Source organism: Vibrio pomeroyi (genome assembly GCF_024347595.1).
Classification (GTDB): Bacteria; Pseudomonadota; Gammaproteobacteria; order Enterobacterales; family Vibrionaceae; genus Vibrio; species Vibrio pomeroyi.
Genome location: NZ_AP025507.1, coordinates 696,651 through 710,535 on the forward strand (window position 1 = coordinate 696,651; position 13,885 = coordinate 710,535).

Consider the following 13,885-nt stretch of genomic DNA (forward strand, 5'->3'; position numbering starts at 1 on the left):
TGTCTCATGAAACTGAACAATGTCGATCTGAACTTATTGAAAGTGTTTGTGGTGGTGTATCAGGAGAAGAGCTTGAGAAAAGCGGCTGAGAGGTTGTTTGTCTCGACACCAGCGGTTAGCCAAAGCATCAAGAAGCTTAAGGAATCCTTAGGTGAAGAATTGTTTGTGCTGTCTCATCAGCAGTTTTTACCGACGCCTTATTCGGACGACCTTTATCAACGCGTTTTCCCGCTATTGGACGGATTGGTTACGGCGATAGAAGAAGGAAAACAGTTTAATCCCGCGGACCTCAGTGAAGATTTTAAGATTGAGGCGAATCCTCATGTTCTGCCTTGGTTGACTCCGGCTCTGTTTCATCAGCTATCAGTAGAAAGTCCACTTTCAAGATTGATCAGCCATACGAGTTCCCAAAACTCTTTAGAAAGGCTTAAGAGTGACGAGATTGATTTTGTCATTCATTTCGAAGCTAAGAATTTGCCTGCTGAGATCATTGCCGTCCCTCTCGTGAACTTAAAGTTTGTATTGGCAGTAAGAGAAGATCATCCTTTCAAGGCGTCCATCGCGACGATTGATGATTTGTTGTCGTTTCCATTTGCTCACGTTGACCTCGCTTATTTCGACCAAAACAAACATTCACGGTTGGAAGAGGAAGTGTTGAGCCAAGGTAAGACAATTAACATGGCACTGCGAACGACTTCTATTGTCGGGTTAATCGAAACGATCAAGCATTCCAATATTATCGCCCCTTGCATGCCTCCGGTGATTGAACAACACAAAGGGGTATTACGCTCAATCGTGATTGAGGGACTGGAAGAGGGAACCGAGGAGATGGAGGTATTCGCTTATCTTCATAAGAAAAACCAGCACTCAGCCAAATACAAATGGCTGTTGGATTTGATTGAAACGGCAATGGCAGAGGCTAATCATCAGTAAGGCTAGCTTTGTTTTACACTTTCAGAGCTGCAGTAACTAACCTCTGAATACGTCTTCGATACACGATTCTAACCAGCGCATTTTCGGTTGATTGCGATGTTTACGCCCGATAGTCATGCCAATATCGCCATTTGGCATGTTGGGCATGTGAGGAAACTGCACAAAGGAAAATTCATCTGAAAGCGAATTGGCCAGTAGTTTTGAGCATGGGAATAACACGTCGCTCTGCTTCACTATAGACAATAAGCTGTGTAAGTAAGTCGAACGTATTTTGACCTCAGTCTTGATGCCGACATCGGCTAACACGTTCGGTGCTAAAGCAATATTGTCGTTCCAATCACTGACGACCAAGCTCGCTAATTGCAAAGGTTCTTGCTGGTCACTTTTCAATAATGTGTTGGCAAGCGGGTGTCCTGTGCGACATACCAATACAAAATCATCACTTGCGACACGTTTTTGGTAAACCTGTTTAGATAGTTCTAGTGGGTAATAATTGACCCCTAAATCAACCTCGCCTGAGGTGAGTAAATCTAACGTATGGGTTCCCCAATCTACAATATTCACTTTTACCTGTGGTGCCTGTGCTAACAATATCTGAGTTAGCTTTGCTGAGATGCTGTTGGCAATAAATCCGTTAATCGCGATGTTCACTGTGCCATCAAACTGAGCAACGTCAAATTCAGATTCTGGTTCAAGCACTTGTTCTAACTGCGATAACACGGGTAATAAAGTCTGCTTAATTTCAAGCAACTTGGCGGTCGGTTCTAGGCCATGTTGGGAGCGTATGAACAGCTCATCGCCAAAGTAATCACGAAGTTTTTGTAGTGAGCGACTGATTGAAGGTTGGCTGGTAAACAGCAACTCTGAAGCCTTGCGGGTATTTTTCACCTCAATCAACACCTTCAATACTTTAAGTAAATTGAGATCTAGTTGTTTAAACCGGTTACTCATCATCGCGGGACTCCATCATCGAAATGGTTAAGATATACCTATATTGTATATCTTGATTTCATATAATCAATTGGAGCATATCACGCAGCATCTACATACTGAGCTCATCGAAACAAACATGAGAAACCATTATGAAGAAAACGACGTTAGTGACGTTCTTGGCGTTAACCGCATTCGGCGCAACGGCTGCAGACAATAGCAGTTCAGAGGTTTATGACCACGCGTCTATCGGCGGTGTTAATTGGGATAACTACCCTGAAGCGGAGTCTGACTGGAACTTCCTTGGCCTGCAAAACAAAGTCGGTGTAAACCATTGGCTGCACGCTGACCCTGTATCTAAAGACGCACAAACGGTGATTCGCTCTAATCGCGATGTCGTTTACTCAACCATGGTTGTGGATGTATCAGAAGGTGCGACATTCCATGTGCCGGACGAGGACAATGACTACTTCCAAATTATTCATATCATGGACGAAAACCACCTTGTTCATAAAGTGGTTCGCCGTGGTGAAACGCTCAATCTGACCGCCGATGATCTAACGATGGGTACTCATGTTCATGTACTAGCAAGAACACGTATCGCTGAATCAATCGAAGATACCAAGCGTCGTCAGAGTCTACTGTCTATCAAAGCGAACTCTAACAAGCCTTATCAAGGCAAAGGCTACAACCCAAGTGACGTTGAAAACTACCGATTAAAACTGATCAATAACGTGATGAAACATGGCGCGCCTATTGAAGGATTGAAAGGATTTGGTGCGACTTTGGATGACGTAGAAGATCACCACTTTAAATACGTGACGGCATTTGGTTATGCCGGACTACCAGCAGACACTGCACAGTATTTAGAGCGTGTTCCTGGACAAGGCAAAACGACCTGCCAAGAATGGACGATTCCAACACCAAACTTGGACTTTGAAGGGCGTGGTGGTTATTACTCTTTGACAACCTATGGTGCAGACGGTTGGATTGATTCTGAGCATTTTTATGCGTCGGGTGAGTCTATGCGTGATAACGGTGATGGTACTGTGTCAGTGACATTCAACTGTGGCTCAGGTGAAGCTTATGATTTTGAAGTGTCTGAAGGTTGGGCGGGAGTGTTGCGTTTATACGAGCCAGTCGATGTGAATGAAACTTTGGAGTACATGGAAACGCTGCGTCAGATCGAGATTAAAGAGCTTTAGATTGCCCTTTATTTAGGTGACTCTCTATTTAGATTATTATCTCTAGGCTGATTTTATTCAAATTAAAACGCCCTCAAGACTGGTTTCTTGAGGGCGTTTTTTTTCTAGAACATTCATGAAATGACAGTTCGAATATTGGCTTTCATCAGAAAGATGGCTTGTTACGGAGTACCTGATTCTTAATCACTTTAGCGGCCACGTCGATGATTTGAGATTCTTGTTCAGACGCTTTAGAGGATAGGTTGTAAAACATAATGCAATCTTGCTGAATCATATTTGGCGCTTCTTGGAGCTCAATCTCACGTACCTCACCACTTTTTATGTATTGGGCTAGGTTCTCCCGAGGGCAGACAACCCATCCGTCTTTCTTTAGCTTTTCTATAAGCAGGCTTTGTGATGTGATCACTTCAAACTCGCTACTGATCTTGGTATGTCTGAGCTCGTTCGCAATGTCATTCTCAGTGATTAATTGACGAAAGGTGGCCAGTTCAGCAATCGAAATCGTTCGGTTTGGAATGCTAGAGTCAACGGACGTGAACAGGCTCAGCTGAAAAGATCCAAGGTTGATATTACCGATACCTGCGCTCGGGTGTAAGTTGCCCATCCCAGGCATAATGGCAAACAGGGCATCTCCGTCTTCTATCTGCTGTAAACAGTGGTTTCTGTCTCGTTGCAGCCAGTTGATCAGCATGTGAGGGTGAAGAGCCTTGATCGAAGACTCAATGCTAAGTAATAGCTGACAAGGGATCGAGCTATCGTGATAAACAGTGATGTTGTTGAGCTCGCCTTTGTAGGCAGATAAGGCTATGTTCTCGAACTCTAACGACTGTCTCGCCAGTAACCGTGCTCTTGGGTACAGACGATGAGCAATGTCCGTTGCAACTGCCTTTTTTCCTTCGATAGAAAACAGCTCCATTCCCATCAAATCTTCCAATGCGTTGATTCTCTCTCGCACCGTAGAGCGAGCCTTGTTCAACCTTTTGCTGGCAGCGCTGTAGCTTTGAAGTTCATAGACACTGGTGAAGCATGCCACCTGTTCATTCGAAATCATCATCTGATTACCTTTGTACTGTTCGGGCGTACATTTTGGATTTATATGTTTGAACTTAGCAAAGTAATCTACATCCGTACACACAAGATTGTTAACGGAGATTTCAGATGAGAAAGTCGATTATTTCATTGGTCACTGCGGGCTTATTTTCGACAACCGCGATGGCGGATATCAAGCCTATGTCTACAGTGCCAGCAAAAGCGAATGAGCAAGTTACACTGGAGAACTGGACGCATGCGCCATTCAATAAATGGGCTTTCCAGAACATGGGAATCCATCCAACGGTTATGGTTTCTAGAGATGGTGCAATCAACGAGATCCCACAAGCATTGAATGCGGAAGTCGCCCAGCACAAATTTACTTATGCCGGAGAAGAGCTGACTTTTCGTGATGCGATGATTAATGATCACACTGATGGTTACATTATTATTCAAGATGGAAAGATACTGCATGAAGAGTACTTTGGTGACTTCACAGCAAGAGATCACCACCTGTGGGCTTCAAGTACCAAATCTTTGGTTGGGCAAGCTTTAGGTTTGTTGGTTGAGCAAGGTAAGGTTGATGTTGAGAAAAAGGTCAGCACATACATCGAAGAGCTTAAAGGAACACACTTTGGTGAGCAGACTTTACGAACTTTACTGAACATGACCTCTGCGATTGATTACAGCGAAGACTACGTCAACATGGCACCGGGTGATGTGCATTTCGAATACTTCCGCCGATTAGGTTTTATTCCAGCGTATGACTTGCTGGCATTGGACCCAACAAAGACAGATAAGCCTCGTGATTTGCTGAGCTTCTCTGCGATGTTTGATCAGAATGAAAATTTAAAGGTGAACGAGAAGTTTGAATACCACAGCCCGAACGTTGATGTTATTGGTTGGGTTGTCGCTCGCGTTTCCGGTCAAACGCTTGATCAATTTATTGCTGACAACATCTGGAACAAGCTTGGTACGGAGCATGATGCCTTCTTCATGACAGACATGAACTACAACCCAGTCGCAACCGGTGGTTTCAATACTACGCTAAGAGACTTTGCGCGTGTTGGGCTAGCGATGGTCAACAATGGCGAATACAACGGCCAGCAAGTCTTCTTTGAAAAGTGGGTCAAAGACAGCTTCAATATTACGCCAGAAGAAAATCGACACATGATGAACAGTGTCTACAAAGATACTGAGGCTCGAGTTTTTGATTCACACTTAGAGGGTTACAAAAACTTCCTTTGGGTACATGACTCAGACAAAAATATTGCGACATATCGTGGGGTATTTGGTCAGTTCTTGTATATCAACCAAGACAAGAACGTCGTCATCGCAACCTTCTCTTCAGCAGAAAGCGCTTCGAATGCAGCGCGTGAAGAATCAAAAGTGAGAGTAGAAGCTTTTGAGTCGTTAGCTAAGTCGTTATAGCGGTAGGTGTCTAAATTAAAAGTCCCCTCAAGATAGGTTCTTGAAGGGACTTTTTCGTTCCATTTTTACGAATATCTAACTGCTAACTGCTATTAGATAACTAACAGTAAGTCAGCGAGTCGCTACTCGTTTTCTGTTTGCTTAGAAGCGTTGGATGTTTTGCCTTGCTTCAACCAGTTGTCGAGTACATGTTGCAGCGCATCCAATGACGTTGGCTTTTCTAGGCGGCCATCCATTAACTTGCTGATCATGTCGAGTTCACGTTGTCCCGATTCGCCAGACAGAGCAATGATTGGCGTATTAGGGGAGCGTGCCTTGATGATCTGGCTTGCGTCAAAACCGTTCATTACCGGCATCTGCACATCCATCAAGATCAAATCAACTTGATGGGTTCTAAACAGTTCAACCGCATTCTCACCATTCTTGGCTTGTAAGCTATTTACGCCGAGCCTGCTCAAATACATCTGAACAAGGGTGCGTTGTACCTCTTTGTCATCAACGATCAGTACGGTTGGTGCAAGATGGTTTGATGCTGGTGGATTTGTTGTTTGTGTCTTTTCTGGCTCAGTTTTAGGTGCAGGCGCTGGCTCAGAAGCGTTATCAGCACTTGGCGTTGGGTTCTCTGCTTGCGCTTCTGCTTCGGCTTGATCTTCCGTCGGTTGGTTGTGTTTCCAATCGTTGAAGTAAGGCGTACGCAGGTCATCCGCTTTCGGTGCATTCGGCACAACAGGGAAGTACAGGTGGAATTCTGTAAACTCACCAAGCTTAGATTTGCACTCTACTCTGCCACCAAAGGAACGCATCACACGTTGGCAATAACCTAAACCTAAGCCACTACCGCCACTCTTTTGGTAAGAGAAAAAGTCATCGAAGATCTTATGGGCGATGGTCTCATCAATCCCCGGACCTGTATCTCTGAAAACGAGCACGTTCTCGTAAGATCCCGTTTTAGTGCTGATTTCGATTTGGCTGTCTGGATACGAATCAAAGTAATAGATTGCGTTACGAATTAGGTTAAAGATAACGAAGTTGAATAAAGTCTCGTTCAGCTTTGCCACAAAATCAGCGTGTTGTGGCAGGCGAATCCTTTCAATGATCTTTTCGTTCTCAAAACCATAATGACTCACTGCCTGATCCACGGCCTTGTGGATTGAGGTCATGGTGACGGGGCCATGCTCAGGTGAGCTGTCACTGACTTCACGCAAAATGATATCAATCAACTGTCGGCCACGTTGGATCGCAGCTTGTCCGTTCTCGATATCAAGTAGGATCTGTTTCGCTGGCGCTTGGTTATCGATGTGCTGCTTTAGTACTTCGAAGTGCAGTTGCACTTGAGCAAGCGGGTTACGCATCTCATGGGCAATGGAGTTAGCCAGAGCACGACTTTGGCGAATGCGTCTATCCGCTTCGATGGTACTTTGCACACGAGTTAACAAGGTTTGCAGTGCAGAGATCTCTTCGTTAGAGAACATCTGATCGTTGCTCTTGTGTGATGATACCAACAAGTGCGTGACCGATTTTCCCTGACCAAACAGAGGCATCACTAAGGCGGTGTTGTTCGAACTCATCTTCTCATAGAGCGCCTTGATCGAACGTTTTGCTGGCGCAGTGTAGTCGAGCTCTTCAGACAGCTCATCGAACACCAAAACCGACTTGTTGGTCGACAAGTAGTCTTCGTAGAAAGTCTCGTTGTAGTTGCTGTTAACAAGGCGAAGTTTGTCTTCTGGGATTTGCAGTAGGCTACCCAAACGACGCATCGCATCATCAATTGATAGCTTGAAATCTTCCTCTAGAGCAAGGATTTGCTGCACTGGCGTTTTCTTGTTTCCGTAGACAAAGAAGGAAGCATAACGGCTCACTCGTTTGTAGAGCACATGCCAAGTAATGCCTATCAGCGCGCAGATTGGAATCGCTATTAGCCATTGATTATCTTCGGTCAGCGGGATGAATATCGCACCAAATGGTATCACTAAGATCGCGCACACCAACAGGGCGTTCAGGCTCATGTACGCAAGGTATTTCACGCTGTAGAAACGAGAAGTCAGCAGGGCATATCCAACGAACAACATCTCACTAATAGATAAGGCTGGTGGTAGCCAAGTCAGTGAGAAATCACGCAAGAAGTAAGTCATACCAAGGTGGATCGTTGCTGTAGACAGCATGAACACCAAGATACCTGCAATCATGTAGCTGGTTTTAGTGAGCGTGAGCTTGCTACTGTTGGCGCGCATTGCCACTAGATTACCCAGTGTCAGTACCACAAAGCTGATCATGCCGATGAAGAAGTACGAAGTGTGCGGGCCAAATTCAATCACAAACTGACTTGGGCCAACAATGATAACGTCTTCAACGGTTAAGCTCGGGCTTAAGTTAATAAACAAGGAGTAGACGGTTAGGGTGACGAAAATCGCTTGTTGCCATAGGTGCACCTTACCGTTGCGTTGCTCGGCGGCAAGCTGACACGAGAAGTAATACGCGAAGGCAAACGCAAAGAAAGAGGCGAGGTTGGCAAATTTGGCTGCAAACACAGCTGCTGACGGCCCAAGTTCTGGCAATAAGTCGGTATGGAAATACGCATTACTGCTGATCCAAGCAACAATACAGACCGAGTAGGCGATGTAGGCAACGTGGTGTGTACCTGCTATCGCTTCGCTCTTTAGTTTCAGACGGTAGCAATAGTAGAGTAACCACATCACGACCACAGCAACCGTCGCAAGAAGCGTTATCGCTTTGGCGTGGATGATGGCTTCTAAGCCGAAATCAAACATGTTCGTCCTTATTTACCGAGCTTGGCTGTTGCAGAGAATCTGGTTTTTGAACAGAGCTTAGTTTTTCTGCTGAGCTAAGCTTTCTGCTGTTACGCACGGCGCGTTTGTAGCCTTTAAAATCGGTGTCATTGAATACGTTGACCATCAATTCGAAATTCCAAAAGCCACGGTAAATGGTGGTGCCGTCATCGTTCAATTCGCAATATCCCGAATGGAAATACGCTTTTGGCTCAATAGCTTGATAAAACTGAAGCATGAAAGGTTGTTCAATGATGGTGAAGCCAATTTTGTAGCCAACTTGATGTAAGACGCTCATCAGCTCTTTTTGAGCGAGATAGAGGAAGTAGAGTTTTTGTTGGGTATTTCCACTGACGGTTAAGCGCAGAACTTCACATATGGCTCGAGTTTCGGATAGTTGTAACTGAAACTGATTATCGAATTTTGGCAGAGAATCACATTTTGACAATATCGGTGGCGTGAATAGCTGTAACCCTGAAAGTGAATCGTAACCATGATTTGGTAAGCAGTATTGCCAGTGATCATTGCTGAACGGCGGGGCGTAGCTCAGCCAGGTTTCATTTTTTGACCAATCTTGAATCAATGCGGAAGAAACTAATGTCGGGAAGGCTTCATCGTCTGGGTGTTTGAGTAGAATAAAGTGCTTACCCGCTTGTGACAGGTGCAATAAAGGCAGCATCTCAAACCATTTTTCACCCTTGATGAAAACCTCAAGGTTGCTTAAAGCGATGGCATTACTGATAGGCATGCCTTGTGGGTGACTAGGTGTTTGTACAACAAGTTGATCATCTTCTATCTGATCGATGATCGCACTGTAATAAGCGCTGTCTTTAATCGGCAGATCGATACTAGAGGGTGAACTATTATCGAGCGGCGACTTTGCCTTAATAGCAGCAATTTCGCATTCGCACCAAAAGTCCAACCAATGCATGTAACACTGACCTGCCGCTTCCTCTAGCAATGCCATCTCGGTCGATAAGCTACTTGGATAGCGTTGAATGAGATCGCGATAGTCCATCAATTCAAATAAAACGGAGAGGCTTTTGTGTTGATGTTCTGGGAAGAACGATTCCAATAGTCGTCTACGGTAGTCTGTGACGGTTTGGAAAAGCGCAGTGCGATCTTGTGGCTGATAAGTGTTGATCACGAGCTCGATTAGCGCGTGTTGTTTCTTTTCGATAGTCAGACTGCTAGCCAACAGTGAGACTAAAGACGACGTTAATTCCATGGTGTTAACCTAGCCTAGGTTTATATAATTATTTTTATTGGATTTGCACTCGTTAACCAGACATGAATTGTTATTAAGTTATTTGATATAAAGTTACTTTGTTGAGATTGAGTAACTCTAATTGTGTCTATAGTTTTTAAAAACAAGTTGCATAATCGAGCGTAAGTTTACTACTTGCGCTACCCCTTAACAACAGAACATTTACTAGTTTATAAGTTGCTAAATTAGAATATTCTCAATCACTTAGAGCCTAACCTTGCTCCGAGTCTGACCTGTATCAATTGAGCATAATCCTTTGAATTTATAAATTAACGCAAAATATCTATTTTTTGAACCAAGCTCATAAATCATACGCAACTGAATTCACCTTATTAATCGTAAGGAATATAACGGCGAACCTAAATATATAATTAACTAATGAGTGTTGTATGTCTCATAACCGTTTATTTCCACGTCATCGTTTGGCTCTCGCTTGTATGCTAGCCAGTGTTTCCAGTTTCTCCTTTGCTCAAAGTCAGTGTGAGGTGCTGGATCTTCAGCAGGCGTCTGACCTTGCTCTCGCTGTCTCATTAGCAGACAACAGTTGCTATGGCGCTTGGTTCTCTGCTCAAGAGAGTTCGTTAAATAATATCTATAGCGAAGCGAGCCTAAGCCGTATTCAAGTAGCACTTAACCTAGAAATTGCCCGTTACCGGGGTGATGCTGAACAGGCTCGTAAACTTGAAAACCTTGGCGAATTTGTTCGCGCCGCTTATTACGTTCGTTATAACGCGCGAGCGCAGGATTTTTCCGAGGCGTTGAGCAAGGGTTTCGCTCAATCTATTAATGCTTTTCTGGCGAACCCTAATGCATTCGACCAAGGCCGTGAGCAAGTTGGGGCGATGAAAAGTCTGACGCTGATGGTCGATAATGTTAAGCAACTTCCACTGACTATGGATGCGCAACTTGCGGCATTGAATCACTTTAACCGTGTAACAGCGCAGGATTCACAATGGGTCGATGGTCTCAATAATCTGTTTCGAGCAATGGCAGGGCATGCCGCTCGAGATGACTTCTACGATTACATGGCAAACCACACCCAACATATCGATACGCTGGCGACTTTTGCTCGTGATAACACGTGGGCGTTGGATACGGATGCGAGCTTTCTGGTTTATAACGCCGTGCGTGAAACAGGTCGCTTGTTAGCCAGTCCGGACAAAGCAACCAAAGACAAAGCGATGCGGGTTATGCAGCAAGTGATGGTGCAAAATCCACTGGGAACCGAGCACGATAAACTATGGCTAGCAGCCGTCGAAATGATGAGTTACTTCGCACCAGAAGGCTTGAATGGGTTAGACCTAGAGCAAGCGAAACGCGAATTGGCAACGCGTGTACTTCCCCATCGTCATGAGTGCCAAGGACCTGCGATTATTCGCTCTCAAGATCTAACGGAGTCACAAGCGATGGAGGCGTGTGATGTGTTGGCTGCCAAAGAGGCCGACTTCCACCAAGTCGTGAATACGGGTCAACAACCTGTCGCTGATGATAACAACGAGCGAGTAGAAGTCGCGGTGTTTGGCAGCAAAGGCAGTTACATTGATTATTCATCGTTCTTGTTTGGCAATACCACAGACAATGGCGGTCAGTATTTAGAGGGTAATCCTGCAGAAGTCGGTAACGTCGCTCGCTTTGTGGCTTATCGCTATGCCAATGGTGATGATCTTTCTATTCTCAATTTAGAGCATGAATACACTCACTATCTTGATGCTCGCTTTAACCAATATGGCTCATTCAACGACAACCTAGCACATGGCTATGTAGTGTGGTGGTTAGAGGGCTTTGCCGAATTTATGCATTACAAGCAAGGCTACGATGCAGCGATTGGTTTGATTAGCAGTGGGAAGATGAGCCTGTCGGATGTGCTTGCGACCACTTACTCTCACGATTCTAATCGAATATATCGCTGGGGATACTTGGCGGTACGCTTCATGCTGGAAGAGCATCCTCTAGAGGTACAAGGTTTACTGGCATTGTCTCGTACTGGCCAATTTTCCGAATGGGCACAACAAGTAAAAGTGCTAGGGCAGCAATACAACGGGGAGTTTGAGCGTTGGTTAGACTCGGTTTCAAGTGAACCCACAGAGCCTACAGAACCAACTGATCCCACTGAACCGACAGATCCTACGCAACCAACAGACCAAGCCATAGTGCTTACAGCAAACCAGAGTGTGGTGTTGAGTGGTGAAGCGTATAGTGAGCAGTTGTTCTATGTCGATATTCCAGACAACACGACGCATTTTGAAGTGTCTATTGAGGGGCAAACTCAAGGTGATGCTGACCTCTACATGAGCTACAACAAACCAGTGCATTACTACGACTTTGAATTCAGCCAGTACGGCAATGGCAGCAATGAAGTGGTGACGTTTGAACAAGAACCTTCGGGTTACATCAAGTCGGGTCGCTACTACATGAGTGTCACGGGGCGTACCGATTTTAATGAGGTGTCGCTAATCGCATCGGTAGTCACAGAAACGCCAACGCCTCCAACTCAACAGCAAGATGATTTAACGCCTGTGGTATTGGAGTCCGGTCAGGCTCAAGTGCTTACCGTGCACCAACGACGTTATGCCGCTGTCTATGTACCGGAAGGCGTACAAGAGGTGCGAGTATGGCTCAGCGATAAGAGCGACACTGCTGAAAACGAACAATCGAATTCGGGTAACGTTGATCTGTTCGCCAGCCACTCATATTGGCCAACAGCTGGGCAGCATGACTACGCGTCTGATTACCGTGGAAGCAATGAGTATCTGCAAATCCCTATAACAGAAGAAGGCTATATACACTTCTTATTGAGTGCAGATCAGCAAGGGGATGATGTCGAGATGTTGGTGTATTTTCACTGACAGAATAGGCGTTAGGTAATTGGCATTAAAAAAGGGGGCATCCCCAAGCTGTATTAACGACAATGTCACTAAACTAATCGGTTAAATATCAATAAAGTAGACGGATAAAAGCCGGGCATCAGTGTCTGGCTTTGTTTTTCTGACAATCTTCTGTGTTTATAGAGTAGTTACACCATAATCTCTGATGAAGTGATGACATTCGAGGTTTATGCTTGTCTGCATATGAAACATCATTGCGAGTAACCTCTCGCGAGTGATAGAGGTAGAGATAAATTATGAAGAAAGTACTATTGGTAACCATATTTAGTGTCGCTGCGTTAGCAGGGTGCAGTCAGAAATCTGAGGTTCCAGAACAAGCACAAGAGACTGCAAATCCAATCTGTAGCACTAAGAACCTGACAGGTGGTTGGTCACAAAGTGATATTACCCCAGAAGCCAAGCAAGCTTTAGATGTGGTTCTTGGACAAATGAATACCTCAGCAAAGCTTGAAAGAATCTTGAGCGTTCGCACTCAGGTTGTCGCGGGTTTGAACTACGCGATCGAGTTTGAAATGGATAATGGTCAGGTGTGGAATACTGTTGTTTATCGTTCACTTCAAGGTGATATCGAAATGATGCAGGCTGCACAGCAAGGTCGTTTGTGCCAATAAGCAAGTTGATTAGAGAGTTGAGTCAGATTACTGACTAGGCTCGATGAACGAATAAGAAAAATGGCTCCCAATTGGGAGCCATTTTTGATTCTAATAAGGTCGGTTTATTACTTCCAGAGAAGGTCGTTTTTAATCCGTTTGCTTTGGTTACGAAAGGGCTCGTTAAGAAAGCGCGGGTTCAGAAAGGCTTAGCTCAGACAGCTCTTGTACACAAGCTCGGCTGATGTCTTCATCAATGTAAGCCATCCCCAGCTTGTTCAAGTAATCCATACGATCAGCAGTGCGAAGTTCAATGTCTGGGCCTGCGATGTTGTTTTCTTGATAAACCTTAGCCATATGAGCCATGAATTGCTCGCCCACACTCATCATTAACAGGCTCATCGCACCCACGTCCGGCCTTACTTTTGCACGCTGCTTTTCAGACAGGTTTACCGCTAACACGATAGGTTGTTCTTCTCCTTCGAAACGAACACTGCGCTCACGAACGGTTTGTTGTGCCCAGTAATACGCAAGTTCTTTACTCTGAGTTAGGAACACAGGTTCAACCGACTCGGTGTAGGTATTGCCGATCGTTGCCATGGTTTTTGAAGCGGCTTCATTGAGTGCTTTGTCTCCAGAACGTTTCAGGCCTTGGCCTTTAATTGAAGCAAGCAAGGCTGAAGACGTGCCGTGATACCAAGTATCACCCGTTGCGAAACCATTTTCTGATAGCAGCGTTTTTGCATCTTGTAGGTGTTTAGGTATTGAAGTCATAGGCACTCTCAATCAAAAGAAATATCAACAAACAGGAATCTTAACAACATGAATA

General features: G+C 44.9%; 10 protein-coding genes and 1 pseudogene. 6 read left to right on the forward strand and 5 right to left on the reverse strand.

Annotated elements, in window-relative coordinates; genetic code table 11:
* Positions 1–6 precede the first annotated feature (6 nt).
* Positions 7–933 carry a LysR family transcriptional regulator gene (locus tag OCV12_RS19250; RefSeq protein WP_176679324.1) on the forward strand — a complete coding sequence of 309 codons (927 nt, stop codon included), beginning with the start codon at positions 7–9 and terminating at the stop codon, positions 931–933.
* Between the two features lie 36 nt (positions 934–969).
* Here OCV12_RS19250 and OCV12_RS19255 read toward each other — a convergent pair whose 3' ends face one another.
* Complete coding sequence (locus OCV12_RS19255) at positions 970–1,887, reverse strand: LysR family transcriptional regulator (protein ID WP_176679325.1); 918 nt, start codon at positions 1,885–1,887, stop codon at positions 970–972.
* A gap of 128 nt (positions 1,888–2,015) precedes the next feature.
* On the opposite strand from OCV12_RS19255, the pseudogene OCV12_RS19260 reads away from it, so the two are divergent.
* Positions 2,016–2,303 (forward strand): annotated as a pseudogene (locus OCV12_RS19260) (DUF1254 domain-containing protein); the annotation flags it as partial.
* 489 nt (positions 2,304–2,792) lie between these two features.
* On the forward strand, positions 2,793–3,068 hold the full coding sequence (locus OCV12_RS19265; RefSeq protein ID WP_243653156.1) for a hypothetical protein: 276 nt from the start codon (positions 2,793–2,795) through the stop codon (positions 3,066–3,068).
* Between the two features lie 145 nt (positions 3,069–3,213).
* On the opposite strand, the gene OCV12_RS19270 is transcribed toward OCV12_RS19265, so the two are convergent.
* Positions 3,214–4,122, reverse strand: coding sequence for a LysR family transcriptional regulator (locus OCV12_RS19270; protein WP_261886930.1), 909 nt, complete (start codon positions 4,120–4,122; stop codon positions 3,214–3,216).
* Positions 4,123–4,226: 104 nt separating this feature from the next.
* On the opposite strand from OCV12_RS19270, the gene OCV12_RS19275 reads away from it, so the two are divergent.
* Positions 4,227–5,528 carry a serine hydrolase domain-containing protein gene (locus tag OCV12_RS19275; RefSeq protein WP_261886931.1) on the forward strand — a complete coding sequence of 434 codons (1,302 nt, stop codon included), beginning with the start codon at positions 4,227–4,229 and terminating at the stop codon, positions 5,526–5,528.
* Positions 5,529–5,650: 122 nt separating this feature from the next.
* On the opposite strand, the gene luxN is transcribed toward OCV12_RS19275, so the two are convergent.
* Together luxN and OCV12_RS19285 are read right to left on the reverse strand one after the other, a co-directional pair.
* Positions 5,651–8,296 (reverse strand): quorum-sensing autoinducer 1 sensor kinase/phosphatase LuxN, encoded by a 2,646-nt coding sequence (gene luxN, locus OCV12_RS19280; protein WP_261886932.1) that lies wholly within the window; start codon positions 8,294–8,296, stop codon positions 5,651–5,653.
* Positions 8,289–9,542, reverse strand: a complete 1,254-nt coding sequence (locus OCV12_RS19285) for an acyl-homoserine-lactone synthase (protein ID WP_261886933.1) — start codon at positions 9,540–9,542, stop codon at positions 8,289–8,291. Before OCV12_RS19285 ends, luxN begins: the two co-directional genes overlap by 8 nt.
* A gap of 428 nt (positions 9,543–9,970) precedes the next feature.
* Here OCV12_RS19285 and OCV12_RS19290 point away from each other — a divergent pair, with 428 nt between their 5' ends.
* Positions 9,971–12,427, forward strand: coding sequence for a M9 family metallopeptidase (locus tag OCV12_RS19290; RefSeq protein ID WP_261886934.1), 2,457 nt, complete (start codon positions 9,971–9,973; stop codon positions 12,425–12,427).
* 275 nt (positions 12,428–12,702) lie between these two features.
* Positions 12,703–13,077: a cystatin domain-containing protein gene (locus tag OCV12_RS19295; protein ID WP_176679331.1), complete on the forward strand. Its 375-nt coding sequence runs from the start codon at positions 12,703–12,705 to the stop codon at positions 13,075–13,077.
* Positions 13,078–13,239: 162 nt separating this feature from the next.
* On the opposite strand, the gene OCV12_RS19300 is transcribed toward OCV12_RS19295, so the two are convergent.
* On the reverse strand, positions 13,240–13,830 hold the full coding sequence (locus OCV12_RS19300) for a hypothetical protein (RefSeq protein WP_261886935.1): 591 nt from the start codon (positions 13,828–13,830) through the stop codon (positions 13,240–13,242).
* Between the last annotated feature and the right edge of the window lie 55 nt (positions 13,831–13,885).

What these genes read in the sequence shown, in the direction of transcription:
- OCV12_RS19295 (WP_176679331.1), top strand. Translation starts at nt 12,703, where the DNA reads ATGAAGAAAGTACTATTGGTAACCATATTTAGTGTCGCTGCGTTAGCA.
- luxN (WP_261886932.1), bottom strand. Translation starts at nt 8,296, where the DNA reads ATGTTTGATTTCGGCTTAGAAGCCATCATCCACGCCAAAGCGATAACG.
- OCV12_RS19255 (WP_176679325.1), bottom strand. Translation starts at nt 1,887, where the DNA reads ATGATGAGTAACCGGTTTAAACAACTAGATCTCAATTTACTTAAAGTA.
- OCV12_RS19300 (WP_261886935.1), bottom strand. Translation starts at nt 13,830, where the DNA reads ATGACTTCAATACCTAAACACCTACAAGATGCAAAAACGCTGCTATCA.
- OCV12_RS19290 (WP_261886934.1), top strand. Translation starts at nt 9,971, where the DNA reads ATGTCTCATAACCGTTTATTTCCACGTCATCGTTTGGCTCTCGCTTGT.
- OCV12_RS19270 (WP_261886930.1), bottom strand. Translation starts at nt 4,122, where the DNA reads ATGATGATTTCGAATGAACAGGTGGCATGCTTCACCAGTGTCTATGAA.
- OCV12_RS19285 (WP_261886933.1), bottom strand. Translation starts at nt 9,542, where the DNA reads ATGGAATTAACGTCGTCTTTAGTCTCACTGTTGGCTAGCAGTCTGACT.
- OCV12_RS19250 (WP_176679324.1), top strand. Translation starts at nt 7, where the DNA reads ATGAAACTGAACAATGTCGATCTGAACTTATTGAAAGTGTTTGTGGTG.
- OCV12_RS19275 (WP_261886931.1), top strand. Translation starts at nt 4,227, where the DNA reads ATGAGAAAGTCGATTATTTCATTGGTCACTGCGGGCTTATTTTCGACA.